Origin of the sequence: Kitasatospora kazusensis, from assembly GCF_039529945.1 — a bacterium.
GTDB classification, from domain to species: Bacteria; Actinomycetota; Actinomycetes; order Streptomycetales; family Streptomycetaceae; genus Kitasatospora; species Kitasatospora kazusensis.
Genome location: NZ_BAAANT010000042.1, coordinates 1 through 20369, shown reverse-complemented (window position 1 = coordinate 20369; position 20369 = coordinate 1). Strand labels below are relative to the sequence as shown.

Genomic DNA, 20369 nt, shown 5'->3' with positions numbered 1-20369 from the left:
AGTACGCGCCGGCCGGGCGCGGCCACGGACGAAGGACTGAGTGACTCTGGCACGCCGCACGCCTGACGGCCCGCCTCCCGCACCGACGGTGCAGCGCATCCGTCTGCGCTACACCAAGCGGGGCCGTCTGCGCTTCACCAGCCACCGCGACTTCCAGCGGGCCCTTGAGCGCGCGCTGCGCCGCTCGGCCGTCCCGATGGCCTATTCGGCGGGGTTCACCCCGCACCCCAAGGTCTCGTACGCCAACGCCGCCCCCACCGGGGTGGCCAGCGAGGCCGAGTACCTGGAGATCGGCCTCGCCGAGTTCCGCGACCCGGAGGCGCTGCGCGCGCAGCTCGACGAGTCGATGCCGGTCGGCCTGGACATCATCGAGGCCGTCGAGGTTCGTACCCCGAACTTCGTCGAGCGCCTCGAAGCCTCGGAGTGGCTGGTCCGGCTGGCCGATGTGGAGCCCGCCGACGCCGCCCGTGCGGTGGCCGCGTTCCTCGCCGCCGAGCAGGTCGAGGTGAAGCGCCAGACCAAGAACGGCCTGCGGGTATTCGACGCCCGGTCCGCCGTGGCGGCCATGGAACTCCTCCCGCCGCAGGTCGGTGACGGTAACGACACCGGTACGGAACGTGCCGCCGATGTTCGTTCGGGCAATCCCTGTGCGATACTGCGGCTGGTAGTACGACACGTCACACCCGCCGTACGACCCGACGACGTTTTGTCCGGTCTCCGTGCAACGGCCGACCTGGCGCCGCCGGTCCCCGCTGAGGTGACCAGGCTGGCGCAGGGGCCGCTCGACGAGGAGTCCGGCACGGTGACCGACCCGCTGGCGCTCGACCGCGCCGCGGCCCCGGCCGGCCTCTAGCGGCCGCCGGGCCGCGCGCACCTGCGTCCGCCTAGTGGGAGGCGAGCCAGGCCCGGAGCCACTCCGGGCCGCCGGCTCTCCAGGCCCCCGCGGCTCCCCAGGGGAGCGAGCGCCGTCGAACGCAGGCCGTCTCCTTGTGGCCCGCCGGCCCGGATGGTCGGTGGGCCCGAGGAATCCGCCCTCCTTGCCCGTCATCGGGTTGAGGGCCCCGCTCAGCCGTGAGGCTGGGGCAGAGGGGCCCGCCGGAAGCCATCCGGTTCGGGGGACGGCCCGGCTTTGAAAACTTAGAAGAACTGGTCGAGAACCAGAAGACTTTCGACACCCCGCACCGTGCGGGGCGCCGAGCGAGACTACGAGCCCCTGTGCGGCCTCGCGTCCGCACGGCGACACCGTGGAAGTCGGCCCGCGAACTCTCGCGGCCGACCGGAACACAGGTGCCGCGCCGTGCCCGGATGCGGAGCCCGGGGGCCTGACGGGAGATCCACCCGCATGCTCGAGAACACCGAACCGCAGCAGGCTGCGGCACCGGCCACCACCGCTGATTCCGACGGGGCCGCACCGCCGCGCCGTCGTCGCCGGGCGGTCTCCCGCCCGGCCGGCACGCCGCAGGGCGCGGCCGCCGAGGCGGCGGAGACCGTGGTGCCCGCCGAGGCCATCACCACCGAGGCGGCGCCCGCCGTCGAGGCTCCGGCCGAGAAGCCGGTCCGGGCCCGTCGTGCCCGTAAGCGCGCCGAGTCCCCGGCCGGTGCGCCGGAGAGCGCCGAGGTCGTCGTGACCCCGGCCGCCGTCCCCGCGCCGACCGTCGAGGCGCCCGTCGTCGAGGCGCCGGCCGAGCCGGTTGCCGAGAAGCCGGTCCGGGCCCGCCGTACCCGTAAGCGCGCCGAGTCCCCGGCCGGTGCGCCGGAGAGCGCCGAGGCCGCACCCGAGGCTCCGGCGGCGCCGGTGGCCGAGGAGGCCCCCGCCGCCGAGGAGGCGCCGGCCCGCCGGGCCCGCCGCTCGCGCCGCGTGGTCGAGCCCGCTCCCGTCGTGGTCGAGGAGACCCCGGAGGAGGAGCCCGAGGCCGTGGCCGAGGAGCCGCAGCCCGCGCCGGCCGCCGAGCCCGCGCCCGCACCGGTCGTCGAGGACGCTCCGGCGCCCCGGGCCCGCCGTCGCGCCGTCCGGCCGTCCACCGCGGTCTTCCAGGCCCCGGTCTTCCAGGAGCCGGCTCCGTTCACGGCTCCGGCCGCTCCGGCCGCCGCCGCCCCGTTCGCAGCGCCGCAGTCGGCCGCCCGGACGGCTCCGGCCGCCCAGGCCGCGCCGGTCCAGGCCCCGGTCGCCGCCGCGTCCGAGCCCGAGGACGAGTTCGAGTACAGCGGCGTCGGCCGTCGTCGTCGTACCGGCCGCCAGCCCGTCCGGGTGCAGCCGACCAACCGCGCCGAGGCCGCCGCGGCCAAGGAGCCGGCCAAGCGTTCGCGCCGGGCCACCGCCCCGCAGACGGCTGCTGCCCAGCCGGTGGCGCCGCAGGCCGCCCCCGCCGTCGTCGCGCCGCCGGCCCCGCCGGTCGCCGAGCCGGAGGCCGCCGAGGAGCCCACCGCCGTCGTCACCACCGGCCCCGAGGCCGAGGGCGACTGGGAGGACGACCGTCCGTCCCGCCGCCGTCGCCGGGGTGGCCGTCGCCGCCGTCGTGGTGAGGCCGAGGAGTTCGAGGCCGAGGCGCCCGTCGAGGCCGAGCAGGCTGTCGAGGAGCCGGTCGAGGCCGACGAGGAGGACGAGGAGGACGACCTGGCCGGTGGCCTGGCGTCTTCGCGCCGTCGTCGTCGCCGCCGTCGCCGCAGCGGTGAGTCCGCCGGTGTCGAGGTGGCCGCCGAGACCACCGAGGACGGCGTCCGTACCGTGGTCAAGGTCCGCGAGCCGCGCCGCCGCTCCACCGAGCCGTCCTTCGACCCGGACGAGGTGCAGTCCATCAAGGGCTCGACCCGTCTGGAGGCGAAGAAGCAGCGCCGCCGCGAGGGCCGCGAGCTGGGCCGCCGCCGGGTGCCGATCATCACCGAGGCCGAGTTCCTGGCCCGCCGCGAGTCGGTCGAGCGCGTGATGGTCGTCCGCCAGAACGGCGAGCGCACCCAGATCGGCGTCCTGGAGGACGGCGTGCTCGTCGAGCACTACGTCAACAAGGAGCAGGCCACCTCGTACGTCGGCAATGTGTACCTGGGCAAGGTCCAGAACGTGCTGCCGTCGATGGAGGCCGCCTTCGTCGACATCGGCAAGGGCCGCAACGCGGTGCTGTACGCCGGTGAGGTCAACTTCGGCGCGCTGGGCGGCCACGGCGGCCCGCGCCGGATCGAGTCGGTGCTGAAGTCCGGCCAGTCCGTGCTGGTGCAGGTCTCCAAGGACCCGATCGGCCACAAGGGCGCCCGCCTGACCAGCCAGATCTCGCTGCCCGGCCGCTACCTGGTCTACGTGCCCGAGGGCTCGATGACCGGCATCTCGCGCAAGCTGCCCGAGAACGAGCGCGCCCGCCTGAAGCAGATCCTCAAGAAGATCGTTCCCGAGGACGCGGGCGTCATCGTGCGCACCGCCGCCGAGGGCGCCAGCGAGGACGAGCTGACGCGTGACGTGCAGCGCCTCCAGGCGCAGTGGGAGGAGATCCAGAAGAAGGCCGCCTCCGGCAACGCCCCGGCGCTGCTCTACGGCGAGCCGGACATGACCGTCCGGGTCGTCCGCGACATCTTCAACGAGGACTTCACCAAGGTCATCGTCTCCGGCGACGTGGCGTGGAACACCATCCACGAGTACGTCGGCGGGGTGGCCCCCGACCTGGGCGAGCGCCTGCAGCGGTGGACCTCCGACGTGGACGTGTTCGCCACGTACCGCATCGACGAGCAGCTGATGAAGGCGCTGGACCGCAAGGTCTGGCTGCCGAGCGGCGGTTCGCTGGTCATCGACCGGACCGAGGCGATGGTCGTGGTCGACGTCAACACCGGCAAGTTCGTCGGCCAGGGCGGCAACCTCGAAGAGACCGTCACCCGGAACAACATCGAGGCGGCCGAGGAGATCGTGCGCCAGCTGCGGCTGCGCGACCTCGGCGGCATCATCGTGATCGACTTCATCGACATGGTGCTGGAGTCCAACCGGGACCTGGTGCTGCGCCGTCTGCTGGAGTGCCTGGGCCGGGACCGGACCAAGCACCAGGTGGCCGAGGTCACCTCGCTGGGCCTGGTGCAGATGACCCGCAAGCGGGTCGGCCAGGGCCTGCTGGAGTCGTTCTCCGAGAGCTGCGTGCACTGCAACGGCCGTGGCGTGATCGTGCACATGGAGCAGCCGACCGCCCTCGGTGGTGGCGGCGGCTCGGTGGGCACGTCGGGCGAGCAGATCTCGGGCGGCAAGCGCCGCCGCCGGGGCAAGGGCGGGGCGGCCGGCGAGGAGCTGCACGCCGCGCAGCCGGTCGAGGAGCTGGACGAGCACGAGGAGCACGGGCACGACGAGGAGGAGCACGAGGAGTTCGAGATCGTTTCGAACGGCGAGCCGCTCCAGATCGTCGTCACCGAGCCGGTCGCGGAGCCGGTCGCCGAGCCGGCGGCGGCTCCGGCCGCGCCCGAGGCGCAGGCCGCTCCGGTCGAGCCGGTGGCCGCTCCGGCCGCCGGTGGCCGGGTGCGCCGCCGTGCGGTGCGCAAGGCGACCGCGCCTGCCGGTTCGCCCGGTGAGGCCGAGATCGTGGTGCTCCAGGCCCGTGCCGAGGCCGCCGTGAAGGCCGCCCTGGACGCCGCCGACGAGCGTGCCGCGGCCGAGGCCGCAGCCGAGCCGGTCGCGGAGGCCGTGACCGAGCCGGTGGCCGAGATCGTGGCGGAGCCCGTGGTCGAGGCGGAGCCGGTGGCCGAGGCCGCCGTCGAGGCCGAGCCGGAGGCCGAGGCGCCCGCGCCGAAGAAGCGTGCCCCGCGCAAGGCCGCCGCGAAGAAGACCGCCGCCGCCAAGACCACGGCAGCGGCCAAGAAGACCACCGCCCGCAAGACCGCCACCAAGCGGACGAGCGCGGCGGCCAAGAAGGCCGCGGCCGCCGAGGGTGATTCGGCGGCTGAGTAAGCCCGTTACCCGGGGGGCGGGCAGCTGCCCGCCCCCGGGTCGTACGGTGCCGGTTTGCCCCTGAGGCGGCTGGTCCGTATTCTTGACATTCGGCGTGTCTACGCCATGCTCCCGAGCACATCACCTCCCGGTCCGGGCCGTACGGCTCAGGCTGGGGGAGGCCGCTGTGTCCGTACCCAGCGGCTGGCATCGAGAGTTCCGACCGAGCAAGGAAAGCAGGTACCGCATGTACGCGATCGTTCGCGCCGGCGGCCGCCAGCACAAGGTCGCCGTCGGCGACGTGCTGGAGATCGACCGTGTTGACGTCAAGCCGGGTGACTCGGTGGAGCTCTCGACCATCCTGGTCGTCGACGGCGAAGCCGTCACCTCCGACCCGTGGGTCCTCGCCGGTGTGAAGGTTCACGCCGAGGTCGTCGACCACACCAAGGGTGAGAAGATCGTCATCCTTCGTTACAAGAACAAGACCGGCTACCGTCGTCGCCAGGGCCACCGCCAGCGTCACACTGCCGTCCGCATCACCAGCATCGACTCCGCGAAGTAAGTAAGGGGATAGCGAGATGGCACACAAGAAGGGCGCAAGCTCTACCCGCAACGGCCGTGACTCGAACGCCCAGCGCCTCGGCGTGAAGCGTTTCGGCGGCCAGGTCGTCAGCGCCGGCGAGATCCTCGTCCGCCAGCGTGGCACCCACTTCCACCCGGGTGCGGACGTCGGCCGTGGCGGCGACGACACCCTGTTCGCGCTGAAGGCCGGTGCGGTCCAGTTCGGCACGCACCGTGGCCGTCGGGTCGTCAACATCGTGGCCGTCGAGGCCTGATCTTCCTGATGCCGCGTCAGCGGTAAACGGCGAGATTCTGGGAGGGTGGGCCGGAAATTTCCGGTCCGCCCTTCCTGCTTTACCCCAGGGCGGTTTGTCCGCCCTGACCCCATTTCTTCGCTCTGGAGGCACATCCAATGACCACCTTCGTGGACCGCGTCGAGCTGCACGTCGCCGCGGGTAACGGGGGCCATGGCTGCGCCTCCGTGCACCGGGAGAAGTTCAAGCCGCTCGGCGGGCCCGACGGCGGCAACGGCGGTGAGGGCGGCAGCGTCATCCTCATGGTCGACGCGCAGGTCACCACCCTGCTGGAGTACCACCACTCGCCCAAGCGCAAGGCCACCAACGGCAAGCCGGGCGCGGGCGGCCACCGCACCGGCTCCACCGGTGGCGACCTCGTCCTGCCCGTCCCGGACGGCACCGTCGTCATGGACCGCCAGGGCAACGTGCTGGCCGACCTGGTCGGCCACGGCACCAGCTTCATCGCCGCGGCCGGCGGCCGTGGCGGCCTCGGCAACTCGGCGCTGGCCTCGTCCCGCCGCAAGGCCCCCGGCTTCGCGCTGCTCGGCGAGCCGGGCGAGGCCCGCGACATCGTGATGGAGCTCAAGTCCGTCGCCGACGTCGCGCTGGTCGGTTACCCGAGCGCGGGCAAGTCCTCGCTGATCTCGGTCCTCTCGGCCGCCAAGCCGAAGATCGCGGACTACCCGTTCACCACCCTGATCCCCAACCTCGGCGTGGTCACCGCGGGCGAGACGGTCTACACCGTCGCCGACGTCCCCGGCCTGATCCCGGGCGCCAGCCAGGGCAAGGGCCTGGGCCTGGAGTTCCTGCGCCACGTCGAGCGCTGCACCGTGCTGGTCCACGTGCTCGACTGCGCGACCCTGGAGCCGGGCCGGGACCCGATGACGGACCTGGAGACCATCGAGGCCGAGCTCTCCCAGTACGGCGGCCTCGACGACCGCCCGCGGATCGTCGCCCTCAACAAGGTGGACGTGCCGGACGGCCAGGACCTCGCCGACATCACCCGTGCCTCCCTGGAGGAGGCCGGCTACCGGGTGTTCGAGGTCTCCGCGGCCTCCCGCTCCGGTCTGCGCGAGCTGAACTTCGCGATGGCGCAGATCGTCTCCGAGGCCCGCGCGGCCAAGCCCGTCGAGGAGGCGACCCGGATCGTCCTGCGGCCCAAGGCCGTCGACGACGCCGGCTTCACCGTCACCGAGGAGGACGGCGCCTTCCGGGTGCGCGGCATCAAGCCCGAGCGCTGGGTCCGCCAGACCGACTTCTCCAACGACGAGGCCGTCGGTTACCTCGCCGACCGGCTCAACCGGCTCGGTGTCGAGGACCAGCTCTGGAAGATCGGCGCCCAGGAGGGCGACACCGTCATCATCGGCGCCGAGGAGAACGCGGTCGTCTTCGACTGGGAGCCGACCATGGCCGCCGGCGCGGAGATGCTCGGCCGCCGTGGCGAGGACCACCGCCTGGAGACCCACCGCCCGGCCGTCGACCGCCGCCGCGACAAGCAGAAGGGCCGCGACGCGGCGGAGACCGAGTACCTGGCCTTCGAGGCGATGTCGAGCGGCCGCCAGGCCGTCGAGATCGACGAAGAGGACTAACCCTCTCTACGGGTAACCAGAAGGGGCGCGGGGAACTGCGCGAAATCGGCAGGGCACAGGTCCGCACCTTCCGATCTCGCGCAGTCCCCGCGCCCCTTCTGGTTGCCCAGTTGCGTGAGCGTTGCCGTGTCCAGCGGCTGAGCCGCCAACGCGGAGCGTTGGTGGGATCGCGTACATTACGGTCCGGCGGCGGGCTCGCCGCATGCACCAGCGGAGGACAGTAGCGATGACCGATCGGACACTGCGTCAGGAGGTCCTGGCCGCGCGGCGGATCGTCGTCAAGGTCGGCTCCTCCTCGCTCACCACCGCCGCCGGCGGGCTGGACGCGGACCGGGTGGACGCCCTGGTGGACGCCCTGGCCAAGGCCCGGAACAGGCCCGACGCCCCGGAGATCGTGCTGGTCTCCTCCGGTGCCATCGCCGCCGGGCTGGCCCCGCTCGGCCTGGAGAAGCGCCCCTCGGACCTCGCCCGCCAGCAGGCCGCCGCGAGCGTCGGGCAGGGGCTGCTGGTGGCCCGCTACACGGCCTCCTTCGCCCGGTACGGCGTCCGGGTCGGCCAGGTGCTGCTGACGGCCGAGGACGCCAGCCGGCGGGCCCACTACCGGAACGCGTACCGCACGCTCGACCAGCTGCTGGCGATGGGCGCGATGCCGGTCGTCAACGAGAACGACACCGTCGCCACCGCCGAGATCAGGTTCGGCGACAACGACCGGCTGGCGGCGCTGGTGGCCCACCTGGTCCGCGCGGACCTGCTCGTCCTGCTCTCGGACGTGGACGGCCTCTACGACGGGGACCCGAGCAAGCCCGGCACCAGCAGGATCGCCGAGGTGCGCGGGGCGCACGACCTCGAAGGCGTCGAGATCGGCAGCAGCGGCAAGGCCGGTGTCGGCACCGGCGGGATGGTCACCAAGGTGGAGGCGGCCCGGATCGCCACCGGCGCGGGCATCCCGGTGGTCCTCACCGCCGCCAGCCAGGCCGCCGACGCGCTGGCCGGCCGTCCGACCGGGACGCTCTTCCTGCGGACCGGCAGCCGGACCGCCGACCGCCTGCTCTGGCTGGAGCACGCCAGCAGCCCCCGGGGCGCCCTCCAGCTGGACCCCGGCGCGGTCGAGGCGGTCGTCTCGGGCCGCAAATCGCTGCTGCCCGCCGGGGTCACCCGGGTCGACGGGGAGTTCGTCGCGGGTGATCCGGTGGACCTTCTTGGCGAAAACGGCCACATCGTGGCCCGTGGACTGGTCAACTTTGATGCGAGGGAGTTGCCCCGTCTGCTCGGCCGGTCCACCCGAGATCTGGCCCAGGAGTTCGGTGCCGCGTACGAGCGCGAGGTCATTCACCGTGACGACCTGGTCGTCCTGCGGGCCTGACGCGCGGCCCCGAGGGGCCCGCCCTCAGGGGTAGGGCCGAGTGACGGCCGGGCCCGGACACGACGTCGCCGAACAGGAGGCAGCCGATGGGACGCAGGCGCCAGGGAGCGCTGCCCGGTCAGCCGCCCCAGCGGAGGCTCACCAGCATCGCGGGCGGGCGCGAGACAGGCGGCGGGGTGGATGAACCGTCCGACACGGTGCGGGAGTTGAAGCCCGCCGGGGTGGTGGACGAGGCCGAGCAGCCCAGGCTCTGGCACGTCGTGCTCAGCGTCGCGGGGAAGGCCGCACCACTGGCCGAACTGCGGGCCGGGCTGGAGCAGCTGGCCCACGACCACTCCTTCTTCCTGACGGCCCGTTACGCCGCCGACCACGCCGAGATCCGCTACTGGGAGCAGGCCCGCGACCTGCACGACGCGGCGGCGATCGCCCTGCGGCTCTGGGGCGAGCACAAGTTGACGGCCAACCTCCCGCCCTGGGAGATCGTCGGCCTTGAGGTCGTGGACCGGCCGACCTACCACAAGCGGGTCGCCGAGGGTTTCGGAGACCCGCCCCGCAACCTGGGCGGCGTCCAGCCGTACTGAGCTTTGCCTGTTGGCAACTCGTTCAACAGTCTCACCGGGTGAAATACCCGCCGTAACGGCCCGGCACAGTCGCTACCCTTTCCGGCATGACCAGTAACGCCAGCACCGAGAGCCCCGTCCTCGCCGTCGCGCGCCGTGCCCGTGAGGCGGCCGCCGGGCTCGCCCCACTGCCGCGCAGGACGAAGGACGCCGCGCTGCTGGCGATCGCCGACGCGCTGGTCGCCCGGACGGCGGAGATCACCGCCGCCAACGCCGAGGACGTCGCGCGGGCCCGCGCGGCCGGCACCGCCGAGTCGGTGGTCGACCGGCTCACCCTCACCGCGGAGCGGGTCGCGGCGATCGCCTCCGACGTCCGGGACGTGGCGGGCCTGCCCGACCCGGTCGGCGAGGTGCTGCGCGGCTACACCCTGCCGAACGGGCTGGACGTCCGCCAGGTCCGGGTGCCGCTCGGTGTGGTCGGGATCATCTACGAGGCCCGTCCCAACGTCACCGTCGACGCCGCCGCGCTCTGCCTGAAGTCCGGCAACGCCGTCCTGCTGCGCGGCTCGGCCTCCGCGTACCGGTCCAACACCGCGCTGATCGCGGTGCTGCGCGACGCGGTGGCCGGGGCCGGGCTGCCCGCCGACGTGATCCAGCTGGTGCCGGGCGAGAGCCGGGACTCCGTCCAGGAGCTGATGCGGGCCCGTGGCCTGGTCGACGTGCTGATCCCGCGCGGCGGCGCCTCGCTGATCCGTACGGTCGTCGAAGGTTCGACCGTCCCGGTGATCGAGACCGGTACCGGCAACTGTCACGTCTACGTGGACGCCGACACCGACCTGGCGATGGCGGTCGGCATCCTGCTCAACTCCAAGGCGCAGCGGGTCAGCGTCTGCAACTCCGCCGAGACGCTGCTCGTGCACCAGGACGTCGCCGACGCCTTCCTGCCGCTCGCGCTGGCGGCGCTGGCCGAGGCGGGGGTCACCGTGCACGGTGACGAGGCGGTCCTGAAGGCGGCCGAGGGCAGCGCCGCCACCGTCGTCCCCGCCACCGAGGAGGACTGGGAGACGGAGTACCTCTCGTACGATCTCGCGGCCGCCGTCGTCCCCTCGCTGGATGCCGCGGTGGCGCACATCCGCCGCTGGTCCAGCGGGCACACCGAGGCGATCGTCACCACCTCGCAGGCCGCCGCCCGCCGCTTCACCCAGTTGGTCGACGCCGCCGCGGTGGCCGTCAACGCGTCCACCCGGTTCACCGACGGGGGTGAGTTCGGCTTCGGTGCCGAGATCGGCATCTCCACCCAGAAGCTGCACGCCCGTGGCCCGATGGGCCTGCCGGAGCTGACCTCCAGCAAGTACGTCGTCACCGGTGACGGCCACCTCCGGGGCTAGCAGCCGTCCTGGCGGTGCGGCTCCCCGCGTTGGACCAACTGCGGGGAGCCACAGACAAAACGCCCGCCCGGTAATACGCTGAATCCGTGGCTGAGGATGTGGGGGGCTTGCCGGACTCCGACGGCGCCGACCACGGTGGTGCGGACGACGAGTTCGCCACCGTGGTTTTCGACGAGGCTTTCGTCCGCTGTGCCGCCGTGCACGAGCCGAGCGCCAGGGAGCGGCAGCTGGCCGCCGCCGAGGCGAGGTTCGAGCCGGACACCGTGGCGCTGGGCCGGAGCTACGAGGTGACCGGGGCGGATGGGCTGCCGCTGGAGCTGCGCCCGCACCCCAGCGGTCTCGACGACGACCGGCTGTACTCCGACCCGTGGTCCGGCCGGCGCCGGCCGCGCTGGGGGCGGGCGGCCCGGTACGAGGCGGTGCGGCACGGCGGTCACCGGGTGGCGCAGCAGCGCTGGCACCGGCCGGTCGCGCTGGTGCTGGCCCTGGTGATGGGCGTCAGCCTGGTCGCGGTGGCCGTCGCGGCGATCTACCGGGGGGTGGGCGGCGGGGCCGCCGAATCGCCCCGCCGGCCGGAGAGCGGGGCCAGCAGCACCGGCTCGCAGTCGAGCCCGTCCGCCTCCCCGGTGGTACTGCTGCCCGGCTGACGCCCGGGCCGGTGCCGGTGGCGGGGTCACCCGTCCGGAGAAGTTGTGACCGGACTCTCGTAGCGGGCCGGGCTGCCGCCTTACCCTGGTGGTATGGGTGACCCGCGTGAGCCTCCGGAGGGGACGCCCGACGGTGCCGGAAACGACGACGAGTATGCGGCGGTTGTCTTCGACGAGTCGTTCGTGCGTGCGGCCCGGATCCAGGAGCTGTCGGCCCGTGAGCGGCTCGGCGGCCAGTACCCCAGGGCCGTCCGGCCCCGGATCTTCCTCGGACCGCTCGGTTCGCTGCCCCGGCAGGCCGTGGCCCTGTTGCTGCTGATCGCGATGGCGTTCGCGGCGGCTGTCTACTTCGGTGTGAGCGCGCCGCCGAGGCTGGGCGCCCAGCCCAGCGGGAACCAACTCACCGTCAGTCTGGTCGCGCTCACCCCGAGTTCCCCCGTCACCGCCGTGACGGATCCGAAGAACCCGTTCGCCGCCGTTCCGGGCGGCTACGCCGACGGCGTCGCGGGGCTCGCCGTCCCGGCGTCCTCGGCGACGGCGCACTTCACCAGGACGGAGGTGGCGAAGGCGCTGGACACCGCCCAGCAGTTCCTGGTGGCCTCCTCGCTCACCCCGGCCGAGCTGGTGCAGGGTGAGACCGGCGGTGTGCGGACCTTGATCACACCCGGTGAGCAGGCGCAGTACGACCAGAGCATCAACGAGCCGCGCGACGACCAGCACCACGCCGCCACCGGCTGGCTGGTGCGGTTCGACCCCGGTCAGGTCGCGCTCGCCGCAGGCGGCGTCAAGGTGACCGGGTCCATGCAGGTCGCCGAGGCGGACAGCGGCACGCTGGAGGTCACCACCGACCACACCTTCGTCTACGCGCTGCGGCCGGCCGGGACGGACGACTCCGCGCCGGTCACGCTGTTCTCCGTCCGCCGCGAGCTGCGCTTCGAGTTCGACCGCACCGACATCGCCGCGGGCCGGCTGCGCCTGGTCGACTCGGTCGAGCAGGCGGGGCCGACGGCCTGCGGCAGCCGGCAGGCGGACCACCTGGAGCCGGCCCTCGCCGCGCTGGGCGGCCCGCCGGCCGCGCCGGCGCCGCCCGCCGTCAACCCGGGTGACCACTCGCACCCGGCCTGGCAGCTCTGCGGGGTGCTCGCCCCGATCACCGGGTGACCACCCCGCAGCAGCCGTCCGTCAGCCGGTGCCGGTGCCTTGCCCGGTCCGGCTGTCGTTGCTGGTCCCGTTGCCGTTCCCGTTGCCGCCGCCCGTGAAGGTGTCCCGGAGCTTGCCGCCCACGGTGCCGACACCGCCCGCGACCTCGCGGAGCAGGCCCATCAGCGGGTCCCTGCTCTCCTTGACCGACTTCGCGTACGAGTCGGCGGCCGCCCGCCACTGCTCGCCGACCGAGGTGTCCGGGTCGTCGGCGCGCAGCGGGTAGCTGCCGGCCAGGACCGATCGGTAGCCCTCGCTCTCGGCCCACTCCTTCAGCCTGGCCACCCGGACCACCGCGAAGGGGTGGGTCTGCGGCAGCACCTGGAGCAGCTTCAGCACGCCGTCGCGCAGGTCACCGGCCTGCTCGTACTCCTCGGCCTGCTCCAGGAAGGCGTCCACGTTCATCTCGGCCAGGTTGTGGCCGCCCGCCAGCTTCATCAGGGCGCGCATCGACGCCTGGAGATCCTGGCCGGCCAGCAGCCCGGCGCGGTCGCTGGAGAGCTCGGCCTTGCGGAACCACTCCTTGAGCGCGGTGACCACACCGGTGACGGCGAGGCCCCCGAGCGGGATCCAGGCGATCCGGCCGGCGATGTTGGTGAGCATCAGCAGCATCGTCCGGTAGACCGCGTGGCCGGACATCGCGTGGCCGACCTCGTGGCCGATCGTGGCCCGCAGCTCCTCCTCGTCGAGCAGCTCGACCAGGCCGCTGGTCACCACGATGACCGGGGTGTCCATGCCGATGCACATCGCGTTGACGGTCGGGTCCTGCGTCACGTACAGCTCGGGGACCCGCTCCAGGTCGAGTACGTACGCCGCGTCGCGGACCATCGCGTGGAGTTCGGGGAACTGCCGTTCCGAGGTCCGGACCGCCGTGGCCAGGAACATCAGCCGCACGCTGCGCTCCGACACCAGCCCGGCGAGCCTGCGGAGGATCTCGTCGAAGCCCGACAGCTTGCGCAGGGCGACCAGGGCGGAGCGGTCGGCGGGGTGCTCCCAGGCGCGGGTGGAGATCCCCGGGAAGCGTTGGCGGCGACGGCTCGGGATGTTCTCGGTTTTCGGGTCGGTCATGGTCTGAGTGCCTCCTGCTCGACGTCGGCTCCGGCTCAGGCCGGCCCCCGGTGCTGCACTGCTGCTAACGACTGTCCGCGTCCACTCGTCCCCGCCGCCCACGGTACGCCCGGGGGTGCTGTCCGGTGTCCGGTACGCCCCGGTCTACGCTGGCTCCACCGGACCGACGGCGCCGGACGGCCGACCGTGCCGAGCGCCGACACCGCCAGACCGAGGAGCCCCACCGATGTCCACCAGCACCCTTGTCCAGCTGGCTGCGCCCATCTCCAGCGAGAACGGCCCCGGCCTGTTCCTGCGGATCGTCGTGGTCGCCTCGATCGTGGGCGTCTGCCTGCTCGGCTGGATCCTGGTCCGGGCCGGCCGCGACAACTGAGGCGGCGCCGACCGGCCGGCGCCGGCCGGCTGCGGCGGGTTCTCCACGAGGGGTCAGACGCGGTGGGCCGCCGCGCGGTTGCCGGGGCCGCACCCGTACGATGAGCGCGCGAGCCGTGCGGCCCGCGTCCTGGTCCCTCACCGAGCCGAGAAGGTCCCGCCGACCATGAGCATTCACACCCTGCCAGCCCTGACCCCGCTCGCCGAGGGCGGCAACCACGACAGCCTGAACCCGTACCTGACCGGTGGCTCGGCCCTGTTCATCCTCCTGCTGCTGCTCTACGTGACCACGCGGTTCAACCGCGACCGCTGAGCGGCTGCCGGCCGGACCGGACCGGGGGCCCCGGCCTGCCTTTCCCTGCCGTAACGGACGTCGCGTAAGGTGTGGCGGCATGGGACAGCAGGCCGAGACCCCCGGCGGACCGGTGAAGAAGCGCCTCGGCGTGATGGGCGGCACTTTCGACCCGATCCACCACGGACACCTGGTCGCCGCGAGTGAGGTGGCGAGCGCGTTCCACCTCGACGAGGTGATCTTCGTGCCGACCGGGCAGCCGTGGCAGAAGAGCCATCGGGAGGTCACGCCGCCCGAGGACCGCTACCTGATGACGGTCATCGCCACCGCCGAGAACCCGCAGTTCTCCGTCAGCCGGATCGACATCGACCGGCAGGGCCAGACCTACACCGTGGACACGCTGCGCGACCTGCACGCCCTCCACCCGGACGCCGACCTGTTCTTCATCACGGGCGCGGACGCCCTCTCCCAGATCCTCAGCTGGCGCGACTCCGAGGAGCTCTTCTCGCTCGCCCACTTCATCGGCTGCACCCGCCCCGGGCACGTCCTGTCGGACGCCGGCCTCCCGGCGGGCGGTGTCTCGCTGATAGAGGTCCCGGCACTGGCCATCTCCTCCACGGACTGCCGGCTGCGCGTCGCCAAGGGCGAGCCCGTCTGGTATCTCGTCCCGGACGGCGTGGTCCGTTACATCCACAAGCGGGCGCTCTACGCGCCGGCCCAGCCCTGATCCCGGGAGGGACGGCGTGACCGGAACGGCAGACCGCAGCGGACCGGACGGTGACAGCTACCGTCCGCAGCACCCGTACCAGCAGCCGCCGCAGCCGCAGCCCGGCTACGAGCAGCAGCAGTACGCGCAGCAGTACGACCCCTACGGTCAGCAGCAGGGCGGGTACCAGCAGCAGGACGCGTACCACCAGGACCCGTACCGGCAGCCCGGGTACGAGCAGCAGGCGTACGAGCCGCAGCCGCAGCCGCAGCCGCAGTCGCAGCCCTACGAGCAGCAGCCGTACGACGCCTACGGCCGGCCGCAGGCGTACGTCCAGGACCCCTACCAGGGGCAGCAACAGCAGTATCCGTACCAGCCGCAGCAGCAGCCGTACGACGCTTATGGCCGGCAGCAGGCGTACGTCCAGGACCCGTACCAGGCTCCCGCGGCCCCGCCGGTCGCCGTGCCGTCCGTCGTCGTCCCGCCGGCCGCCGCCCCGCCCGTCGTCGAGCCTCCCGTCCAGCGGGCCGCTCCGCCGGTGGTGCCGGTGCCGCCGCGCCCCCGCCCGGCCGAGCCGGTCGCGGTGCGGGCTGCGGCGGAGCCCTCCGAGCAGGTCGGCGGCCGACGCGGGCCGAAGGCGCCGCCGAAGGGCTCGGAGGACTACGGGACGGGCGAGTTCACCTTCGTCGACGAGGAGGCGGAGGAGAGCGAAGACGTCATCGACTGGCTCAAGTTCGCCGAGTCGCGCAGCGAGCGCCGGGACGAGCGCCGCCGCAAGCTGCGCAGCCGGGCGATCGGCGGCCTGCTCGTGCTCGTGCTGCTGGCCGCCGGTGGCGGCGGCTACCTCTGGTGGAGCGGGAAGTTCGGCGGCGCCGCCACGGTGGCGGCGGCGGCCGGGAAGCGCCAGGTGAACGTGGTGCACCTGCGCGACCTGCAGGGCAACGTCAGCACCGCGCTGCTGGTCAACGACGCTCCGGGGCACAAGGGTTCGGCGCTGATGCTGCCGGACACCCTCAAGCTGCCGGGATCCGACTCCGGGACCACCCCGCTCGGCCAGGCGATGGACACCCTCGGCACCTCCAGCACCCGGGACGGCCTGGGCATCGTGCTCGGCACCACCGTGGCCGGCACCTGGCGGCTCGACACCCCTTACCTGAAACTGCTGGTCGCCCAGCTCGGCGGCATCAAGGTGGACACCAACGCCGAGGTGCACGAGGGTGGGAAGCCGGACGGCAAGCTGCTGGCCCCGGTCGGCAAGAGCGTCACGCTCAGTGGTCAGGCCGCCGTCCTGTACGCCACCTACCAGGCGCCGGGCGAGGGCCGGGACGCCCAGCTGGCGCGGTTCGGGCAGGTGCTCGACGCGATCGTCCGCACCATGCCGACGACGCTGGCCGACGCCCAGTACGACGTGCACCGGATGAACGCCGTTCTCGACCCCTCGCTGCCGGAGCAGGCACTGTCCGGGGTGCTCGCGCAGCTGGCCCAGCAGGCCAAGGACGGGCACTTCAGCACCAGCACCCTGAAGGTGCAGCCGGACGGGACACTGGACGCGGCCGTCGCCGGGCAGCAGGTCAAGGACGTCCTCGGGGGCACCGTGCACAGCGCCGACTCCGCCTCGAAGACGACCAGGGTGAGCATCCAGAACGCCTCCGGCAACGACAAGAACGCCACCGCCGCGAGCATCCAGGTGTCCAACGCCGGGCTGAGCGTCGTCCCGAGCGGCGCCGCCGCCGGCGCGACCCAGGCGAACAGCGAGGTCCGCTACACCGACGACGCCAAGCAGGCCGCCGCCAAGTCCCTGGCGACCACGCTGGGCCTGCCGGACAGCGCAGTGAAGAAGGTCACCGACCCGCAGAACGCGGACCTGGTGGTCGTGCTGGGCAAGGACTTCAGCCCGAGCGCAGGCCAGTAGCGGCGGTCGCCGTGAGCAGGCCCCGGTCGAATTCGGCCGGGGCCTTCTCTCGTTCGTGAGATCCTGGAAGGCGAATCTCTGTCACCAAGCCGGAAGAACACTGTGACTGCCACGGACCACAGCCAGGAACTGATCAACGTCGCCGCCCAGGCGGCGGCCGACAAGCTGGCCCACGACATCATCGCCTTCGACGTCAGCGACGTGCTGGCGATCACCGACGCCTTCCTCATCGCCTCGGCGGCCAACGACCGCCAGGTGAAGTCGATCGCCGAGGAGATCGAGGAGCAGCTGCGGGTGAAGCTGGACGTCAAGCCGGTGCGCCGCGAGGGCGAGCGCGAGGGCCGCTGGATCCTGCTCGACTTCCTGGACATCGTGGTGCATGTCCAGCACTCCGAGGAGCGCTCCTTCTACTCCCTCGACCGGCTCTGGAAGGACTGCCCGGAGCTCCCGATCCCCGCTGACGCGCTGGCCACCCGCAACCGCCCGGAGAACGCCGTGACCGACGCGGACGGCAACGTCGTCGAGGTCGCCGACCACGACGACGAGGGCAGCCACCACGTGGACACCTACGCCGAGGACGAGAGCTGAGCCGCGCCGCGCGGGGGCCGCGCATCGTCTTCTGGCGGCACGGCCAGACCTCCTGGAACCTGGAGTCGAGGTTCCAGGGCAGCACCGACATCGAGCTGACCGACCAGGGCGTCTTCCAGGCCCAGCGGTCCGCCCGGCTGCTCTCCGGTCTCCGTCCTGACCTGCTGATCTCCTCCGACCTCAAGCGCGCCACCCGTACGGCCGCCGAGCTCGCCAAGATCACAGGTCTGGACGTGCAGCACCACGAGGGCCTGCGCGAGACGTACGCGGGCGAGTGGCAGGGCCTGACCAACGCCGAGATCCGGGAGCGCTTCCCGCAGCAGTACGACGCGTGGGCGCAGGGCGAGCCGGTCCGGCGCGGCGGCGACGGCGAGCTGAGCACCGAGGTGGCGGACCGTTCCGTCCCGCTCGTGCTGGCGGCCGTCGACAAGCTGCCGGAGGACGGCACGCTGGTGGTCGTCAGCCACGGCGGCACCATCCGCACCATGCTCGGCCGCCTGCTCGACCTGGAACCCGCGCACTGGGAACGCTTCGGCGGCCTGTCCAACTGCTGCTGGTCGGTACTCGGCCTGGGCGCACGCGGCTGGCGTCTGCTGGAGCACAACGCGGGTACCCTGCCGCAGCCGGTGATCGGCGACGACACCTGAGTGACGGGGGGCGCACCCCGGCAGGGGGGCGGGATTTCACACTTCCGGGCCTGACCAGCTAGAGTCTTCCTCGTTCGCAGGAAAGAACGCCGACCGAGAGGGAGGCGGGGAATTCCTCCGAAGTGCGGGGCTGTAGCTCAGTTGGTAGAGCGCTTGCATGGCATGCAAGAGGTCCGGGGTTCAATTCCCCGTAGCTCCACTCCGCACCAGCGGTACCCGCAAGGGTTCCGTGCGTGTCGCGGGGCTGTAGCTCAGTTGGTAGAGCGCTTGCATGGCATGCAAGAGGTCCGGAGTTCAATTCTCCGTAGCTCCACAGCGGACAGGAAGGCCGTCTCCCTCATCGGGAGGCGGCCTTCCTGCTGTTCCGGCGCTGTTCCGGTGCCCTTCCGTCCCGGTGCACGTGGTCGACCGCGAGCGCGAGCGCGAGCGGGCCGGGGCGGCCGGGCCGGGGTCGCCACCCGCCCGGCTCAGGGGCTCAGGGGCTCGGGGAAGGGCGGGCCGGCCACCGCCGGGCCGTCGGTGCCCCCTCCCGGGCCGTCTCCCCGGCGTGCCGCCCGCCCTGCGTCCGCGCTATCTCCCGACCTGTGTCCCGTCCTGCCTCCCGCAGTTGCGCGCCCGGTCGGCCGGGCGTGGGAGGGGCGCCGCGAACTGATTAGGGGAGTGGGCCGGTGACCGTGTAAAGTAATGGATGTCGCCGGGGGAAACGCCCGGTGACACTGCAGGTCAAGGGGCTGTAGCTCAGTTGGTAGAGCGCTTGCATGGCATGCAAGAGGTCCGGAGTTCAATTCTCCGTAGCTCCACCCTTGCGAAAGGCCGCCTTCCGAATCCGGAAGGCGGCCTTTCCTTTTCCCCGCGAGTGCCCGCCGCCCTACCCGGCTGCGGCGGCGGGCAGCTACCGTCGTGGCATGGCCGATCTGGCGCGTAAGCGCAACGAAGAGCTTGCCCGGATCCTGCACCAACTCGGGTGGAGCCCCGAGCGGCTGGCCCGCGAGGTGAACGCGGTGCTCCCCGCCGCCCTGGCGATCAGCTCCACCGCCCCCTACAAGTGGCGCGACCGGGGCATGGTGCCGAGGGCTCCGCACGACCAGGCGGTCTGCGAGGTGCTCGGCCGCACCCTGGGCATCGCCGTGACGTACGAGCAGCTCTGGGGCCAGATGGGCAGCAACCGCGGCGCCAAGATGCTCTCCCCCCGGCTGCTCACCGACCCGTGGACGGCCGACACCGCGCAGACCGCGCTCCGCGAGGCCGGCGCGGACGCCGCACCCGTCCGGCTCACCGACCTCTTCCGGGGCGACGAGCTCGAACAGGCCGCCCGCCACTGGGCCTCGCCGCCACCGGAGGTCACCGGGGGCGAGGGCGCGCTGCGGATCGCCACCGAGCACCTGGACGACCTCCGGCTCAGCTACGACAGCAAGCAGCGGCTGGAGCGCACCTACGGCGGCGGCCTGATCCTCGACCTCGCCAAGGCCGAGCTGGCGATGGTCGCCAAGCTGCTGGAACTCGGCGCGTACGACGAGAAGCTGGGACGGGAGCTCTACGGCGCGGCGAGCCGGCTGGCCCGGCTGGTCGGCTGGGCCAACTACGACCTCGGCAACGACGCGGCGGCGCAGCGGGCCTTCGTCGCGGCGCTGCGGGCGGCCCACGTCTCGGGCGACCCCCGGCTCGGGGTGAGCGTGGTCGGCTGCCTCGCGGTACAGGCCACCCACAACTCGGGCGGGCGGGGGCTGGACGCGGTGGCGATGCTCTCCACCGCGCTGCGGGCCGCCGACGAGGTGCTGACCCCGCGCGAGCGGGCGCTCCAGCTGGGCCGGATAGCCCGGGCACACGGCAAGAAGGGCGAGCAGATCAGCGCCGAGGCGGTCGCCGACCGGGCGTTCCTGGCCCTGGAGGGCGAGGAGGGCCACACCCAGGAGCGGGCCGACCTGGAGGGCATGGTGGGGGAGGCCCACCTCTTCCTCGGCGACCACGAGCGGGCGCAGCAGCTGCTCGTCGGCGCCGTCGCCGCGCTCTCGCCCGAGCGGGCCCGGGCCAAGGCCCTGCTGATGGTCCGGCTCGCCGACTCCTACCAGCGCACCGGGGAGCACGTGGAAGCCGCGAGGGTCGCCGAGGAGGCGCGACTGCTGGCGGCGGGGATGCAGTCCGTCCGGGTGGCACGGGCCCTGCGCGACTTCGACGCGGCGACGCGGGGCTAGCCGCAATGCTGGTGACTTTGTCCTGTCTGTCTCGTTGGTAGTGGTGTGGCGAGGGTGGGGCAGGTCAAGGCACCTGCGGGTGAGCGGTTGTCGGATCGGA

The 20369-nt window shown here is 72.8% G+C and carries 18 protein-coding genes and 3 tRNA genes; 20 read left to right on the top strand and 1 reads right to left on the bottom strand.

Features of this window, described 5'->3' with window-relative positions; translation table 11 throughout:
* The first annotated feature begins 88 nt into the window (after positions 1-88).
* The 10 genes from ABD330_RS26570 (at position 89) to ABD330_RS26525 (ending at position 12453) form a co-directional block, all read left to right on the top strand.
* A complete protein-coding gene (locus ABD330_RS26570; protein WP_344468534.1) occupies positions 89-853 on the top strand; it encodes a TIGR03936 family radical SAM-associated protein in 765 nt (254 codons plus the stop codon).
* A gap of 489 nt (positions 854-1342) precedes the next feature.
* On the top strand, positions 1343-4909 hold the full coding sequence (locus ABD330_RS26565) for an Rne/Rng family ribonuclease (RefSeq protein ID WP_344468533.1): 3567 nt from the start codon (positions 1343-1345) through the stop codon (positions 4907-4909).
* A gap of 226 nt (positions 4910-5135) precedes the next feature.
* Positions 5136-5450 carry a 50S ribosomal protein L21 gene (gene rplU, locus ABD330_RS26560; RefSeq protein WP_280718231.1) on the top strand — a complete coding sequence of 105 codons (315 nt, stop codon included), beginning with the start codon at positions 5136-5138 and terminating at the stop codon, positions 5448-5450.
* A 16-nt stretch (positions 5451-5466) separates the two neighbouring features.
* A complete protein-coding gene (rpmA, locus tag ABD330_RS26555; RefSeq protein WP_280718232.1) occupies positions 5467-5724 on the top strand; it encodes a 50S ribosomal protein L27 in 258 nt (85 codons plus the stop codon).
* A gap of 137 nt (positions 5725-5861) precedes the next feature.
* On the top strand, positions 5862-7334 hold the full coding sequence (obgE, locus tag ABD330_RS26550; protein ID WP_344468532.1) for a GTPase ObgE: 1473 nt from the start codon (positions 5862-5864) through the stop codon (positions 7332-7334).
* Positions 7335-7560: 226 nt separating this feature from the next.
* Positions 7561-8697: a glutamate 5-kinase gene (gene proB, locus ABD330_RS26545; protein WP_344468531.1), complete on the top strand. Its 1137-nt coding sequence runs from the start codon at positions 7561-7563 to the stop codon at positions 8695-8697.
* Positions 8698-8783: 86 nt separating this feature from the next.
* Positions 8784-9278, top strand: a complete 495-nt coding sequence (locus ABD330_RS26540; protein ID WP_344468530.1) for a hypothetical protein — start codon at positions 8784-8786, stop codon at positions 9276-9278.
* A gap of 86 nt (positions 9279-9364) precedes the next feature.
* Positions 9365-10645 (top strand): glutamate-5-semialdehyde dehydrogenase, encoded by a 1281-nt coding sequence (locus ABD330_RS26535; RefSeq protein WP_344468529.1) that lies wholly within the window; start codon positions 9365-9367, stop codon positions 10643-10645.
* A gap of 86 nt (positions 10646-10731) precedes the next feature.
* On the top strand, positions 10732-11292 hold the full coding sequence (locus ABD330_RS26530; RefSeq protein ID WP_344468528.1) for an SCO2584 family spore wall biosynthesis protein: 561 nt from the start codon (positions 10732-10734) through the stop codon (positions 11290-11292).
* A gap of 93 nt (positions 11293-11385) precedes the next feature.
* Positions 11386-12453, top strand: coding sequence for an SCO2583 family membrane protein (locus ABD330_RS26525; protein ID WP_344468527.1), 1068 nt, complete (start codon positions 11386-11388; stop codon positions 12451-12453).
* 21 nt (positions 12454-12474) lie between these two features.
* Here the strand turns inward: ABD330_RS26525 and ABD330_RS26520 are convergent, their stop codons facing one another.
* Complete coding sequence (locus ABD330_RS26520) at positions 12475-13560, bottom strand: M48 family metallopeptidase (RefSeq protein WP_344468526.1); 1086 nt, start codon at positions 13558-13560, stop codon at positions 12475-12477.
* 226 nt (positions 13561-13786) lie between these two features.
* On the opposite strand from ABD330_RS26520, the gene ABD330_RS26515 reads away from it, so the two are divergent.
* The 10 genes from ABD330_RS26515 to ABD330_RS26470 all read left to right on the top strand — a co-directional run bounded on the left by ABD330_RS26515 (position 13787) and on the right by ABD330_RS26470 (position 20269).
* Positions 13787-13933, top strand: coding sequence for a hypothetical protein (locus ABD330_RS26515; protein WP_344468525.1), 147 nt, complete (start codon positions 13787-13789; stop codon positions 13931-13933).
* A gap of 165 nt (positions 13934-14098) precedes the next feature.
* Positions 14099-14245, top strand: coding sequence for a hypothetical protein (locus ABD330_RS26510; protein ID WP_344468524.1), 147 nt, complete (start codon positions 14099-14101; stop codon positions 14243-14245).
* A gap of 79 nt (positions 14246-14324) precedes the next feature.
* Positions 14325-14951, top strand: coding sequence for a nicotinate-nucleotide adenylyltransferase (nadD, locus tag ABD330_RS26505; protein WP_344468523.1), 627 nt, complete (start codon positions 14325-14327; stop codon positions 14949-14951).
* Positions 14952-14967: 16 nt separating this feature from the next.
* A complete protein-coding gene (locus ABD330_RS26500) occupies positions 14968-16842 on the top strand; it encodes a LytR C-terminal domain-containing protein (RefSeq protein WP_344468522.1) in 1875 nt (624 codons plus the stop codon).
* Positions 16843-16944: 102 nt separating this feature from the next.
* The gene (gene rsfS, locus ABD330_RS26495; RefSeq protein WP_344468521.1) at positions 16945-17430 is read left to right on the top strand and encodes a ribosome silencing factor; all 486 of its coding nucleotides are present in this window, start codon (positions 16945-16947) and stop codon (positions 17428-17430) included.
* Entirely contained in the window at positions 17427-18077 is a 651-nt protein-coding gene (locus ABD330_RS26490) for a histidine phosphatase family protein (RefSeq protein ID WP_344468564.1), read from the top strand. Before rsfS ends, ABD330_RS26490 begins: the two co-directional genes overlap by 4 nt.
* Positions 18078-18203: 126 nt before the next feature.
* Positions 18204-18276: transfer RNA gene (locus tag ABD330_RS26485), tRNA-Ala, on the top strand.
* 41 nt (positions 18277-18317) lie between these two features.
* Positions 18318-18390: transfer RNA gene (locus tag ABD330_RS26480), tRNA-Ala, on the top strand.
* A 414-nt stretch (positions 18391-18804) separates the two neighbouring features.
* Positions 18805-18877: transfer RNA gene (locus ABD330_RS26475), tRNA-Ala, on the top strand.
* Between the two features lie 105 nt (positions 18878-18982).
* Positions 18983-20269, top strand: a complete 1287-nt coding sequence (locus ABD330_RS26470) for an NsdA family TPR-like regulatory protein (protein ID WP_344468520.1) — start codon at positions 18983-18985, stop codon at positions 20267-20269.
* Positions 20270-20369 lie beyond the last annotated feature (100 nt).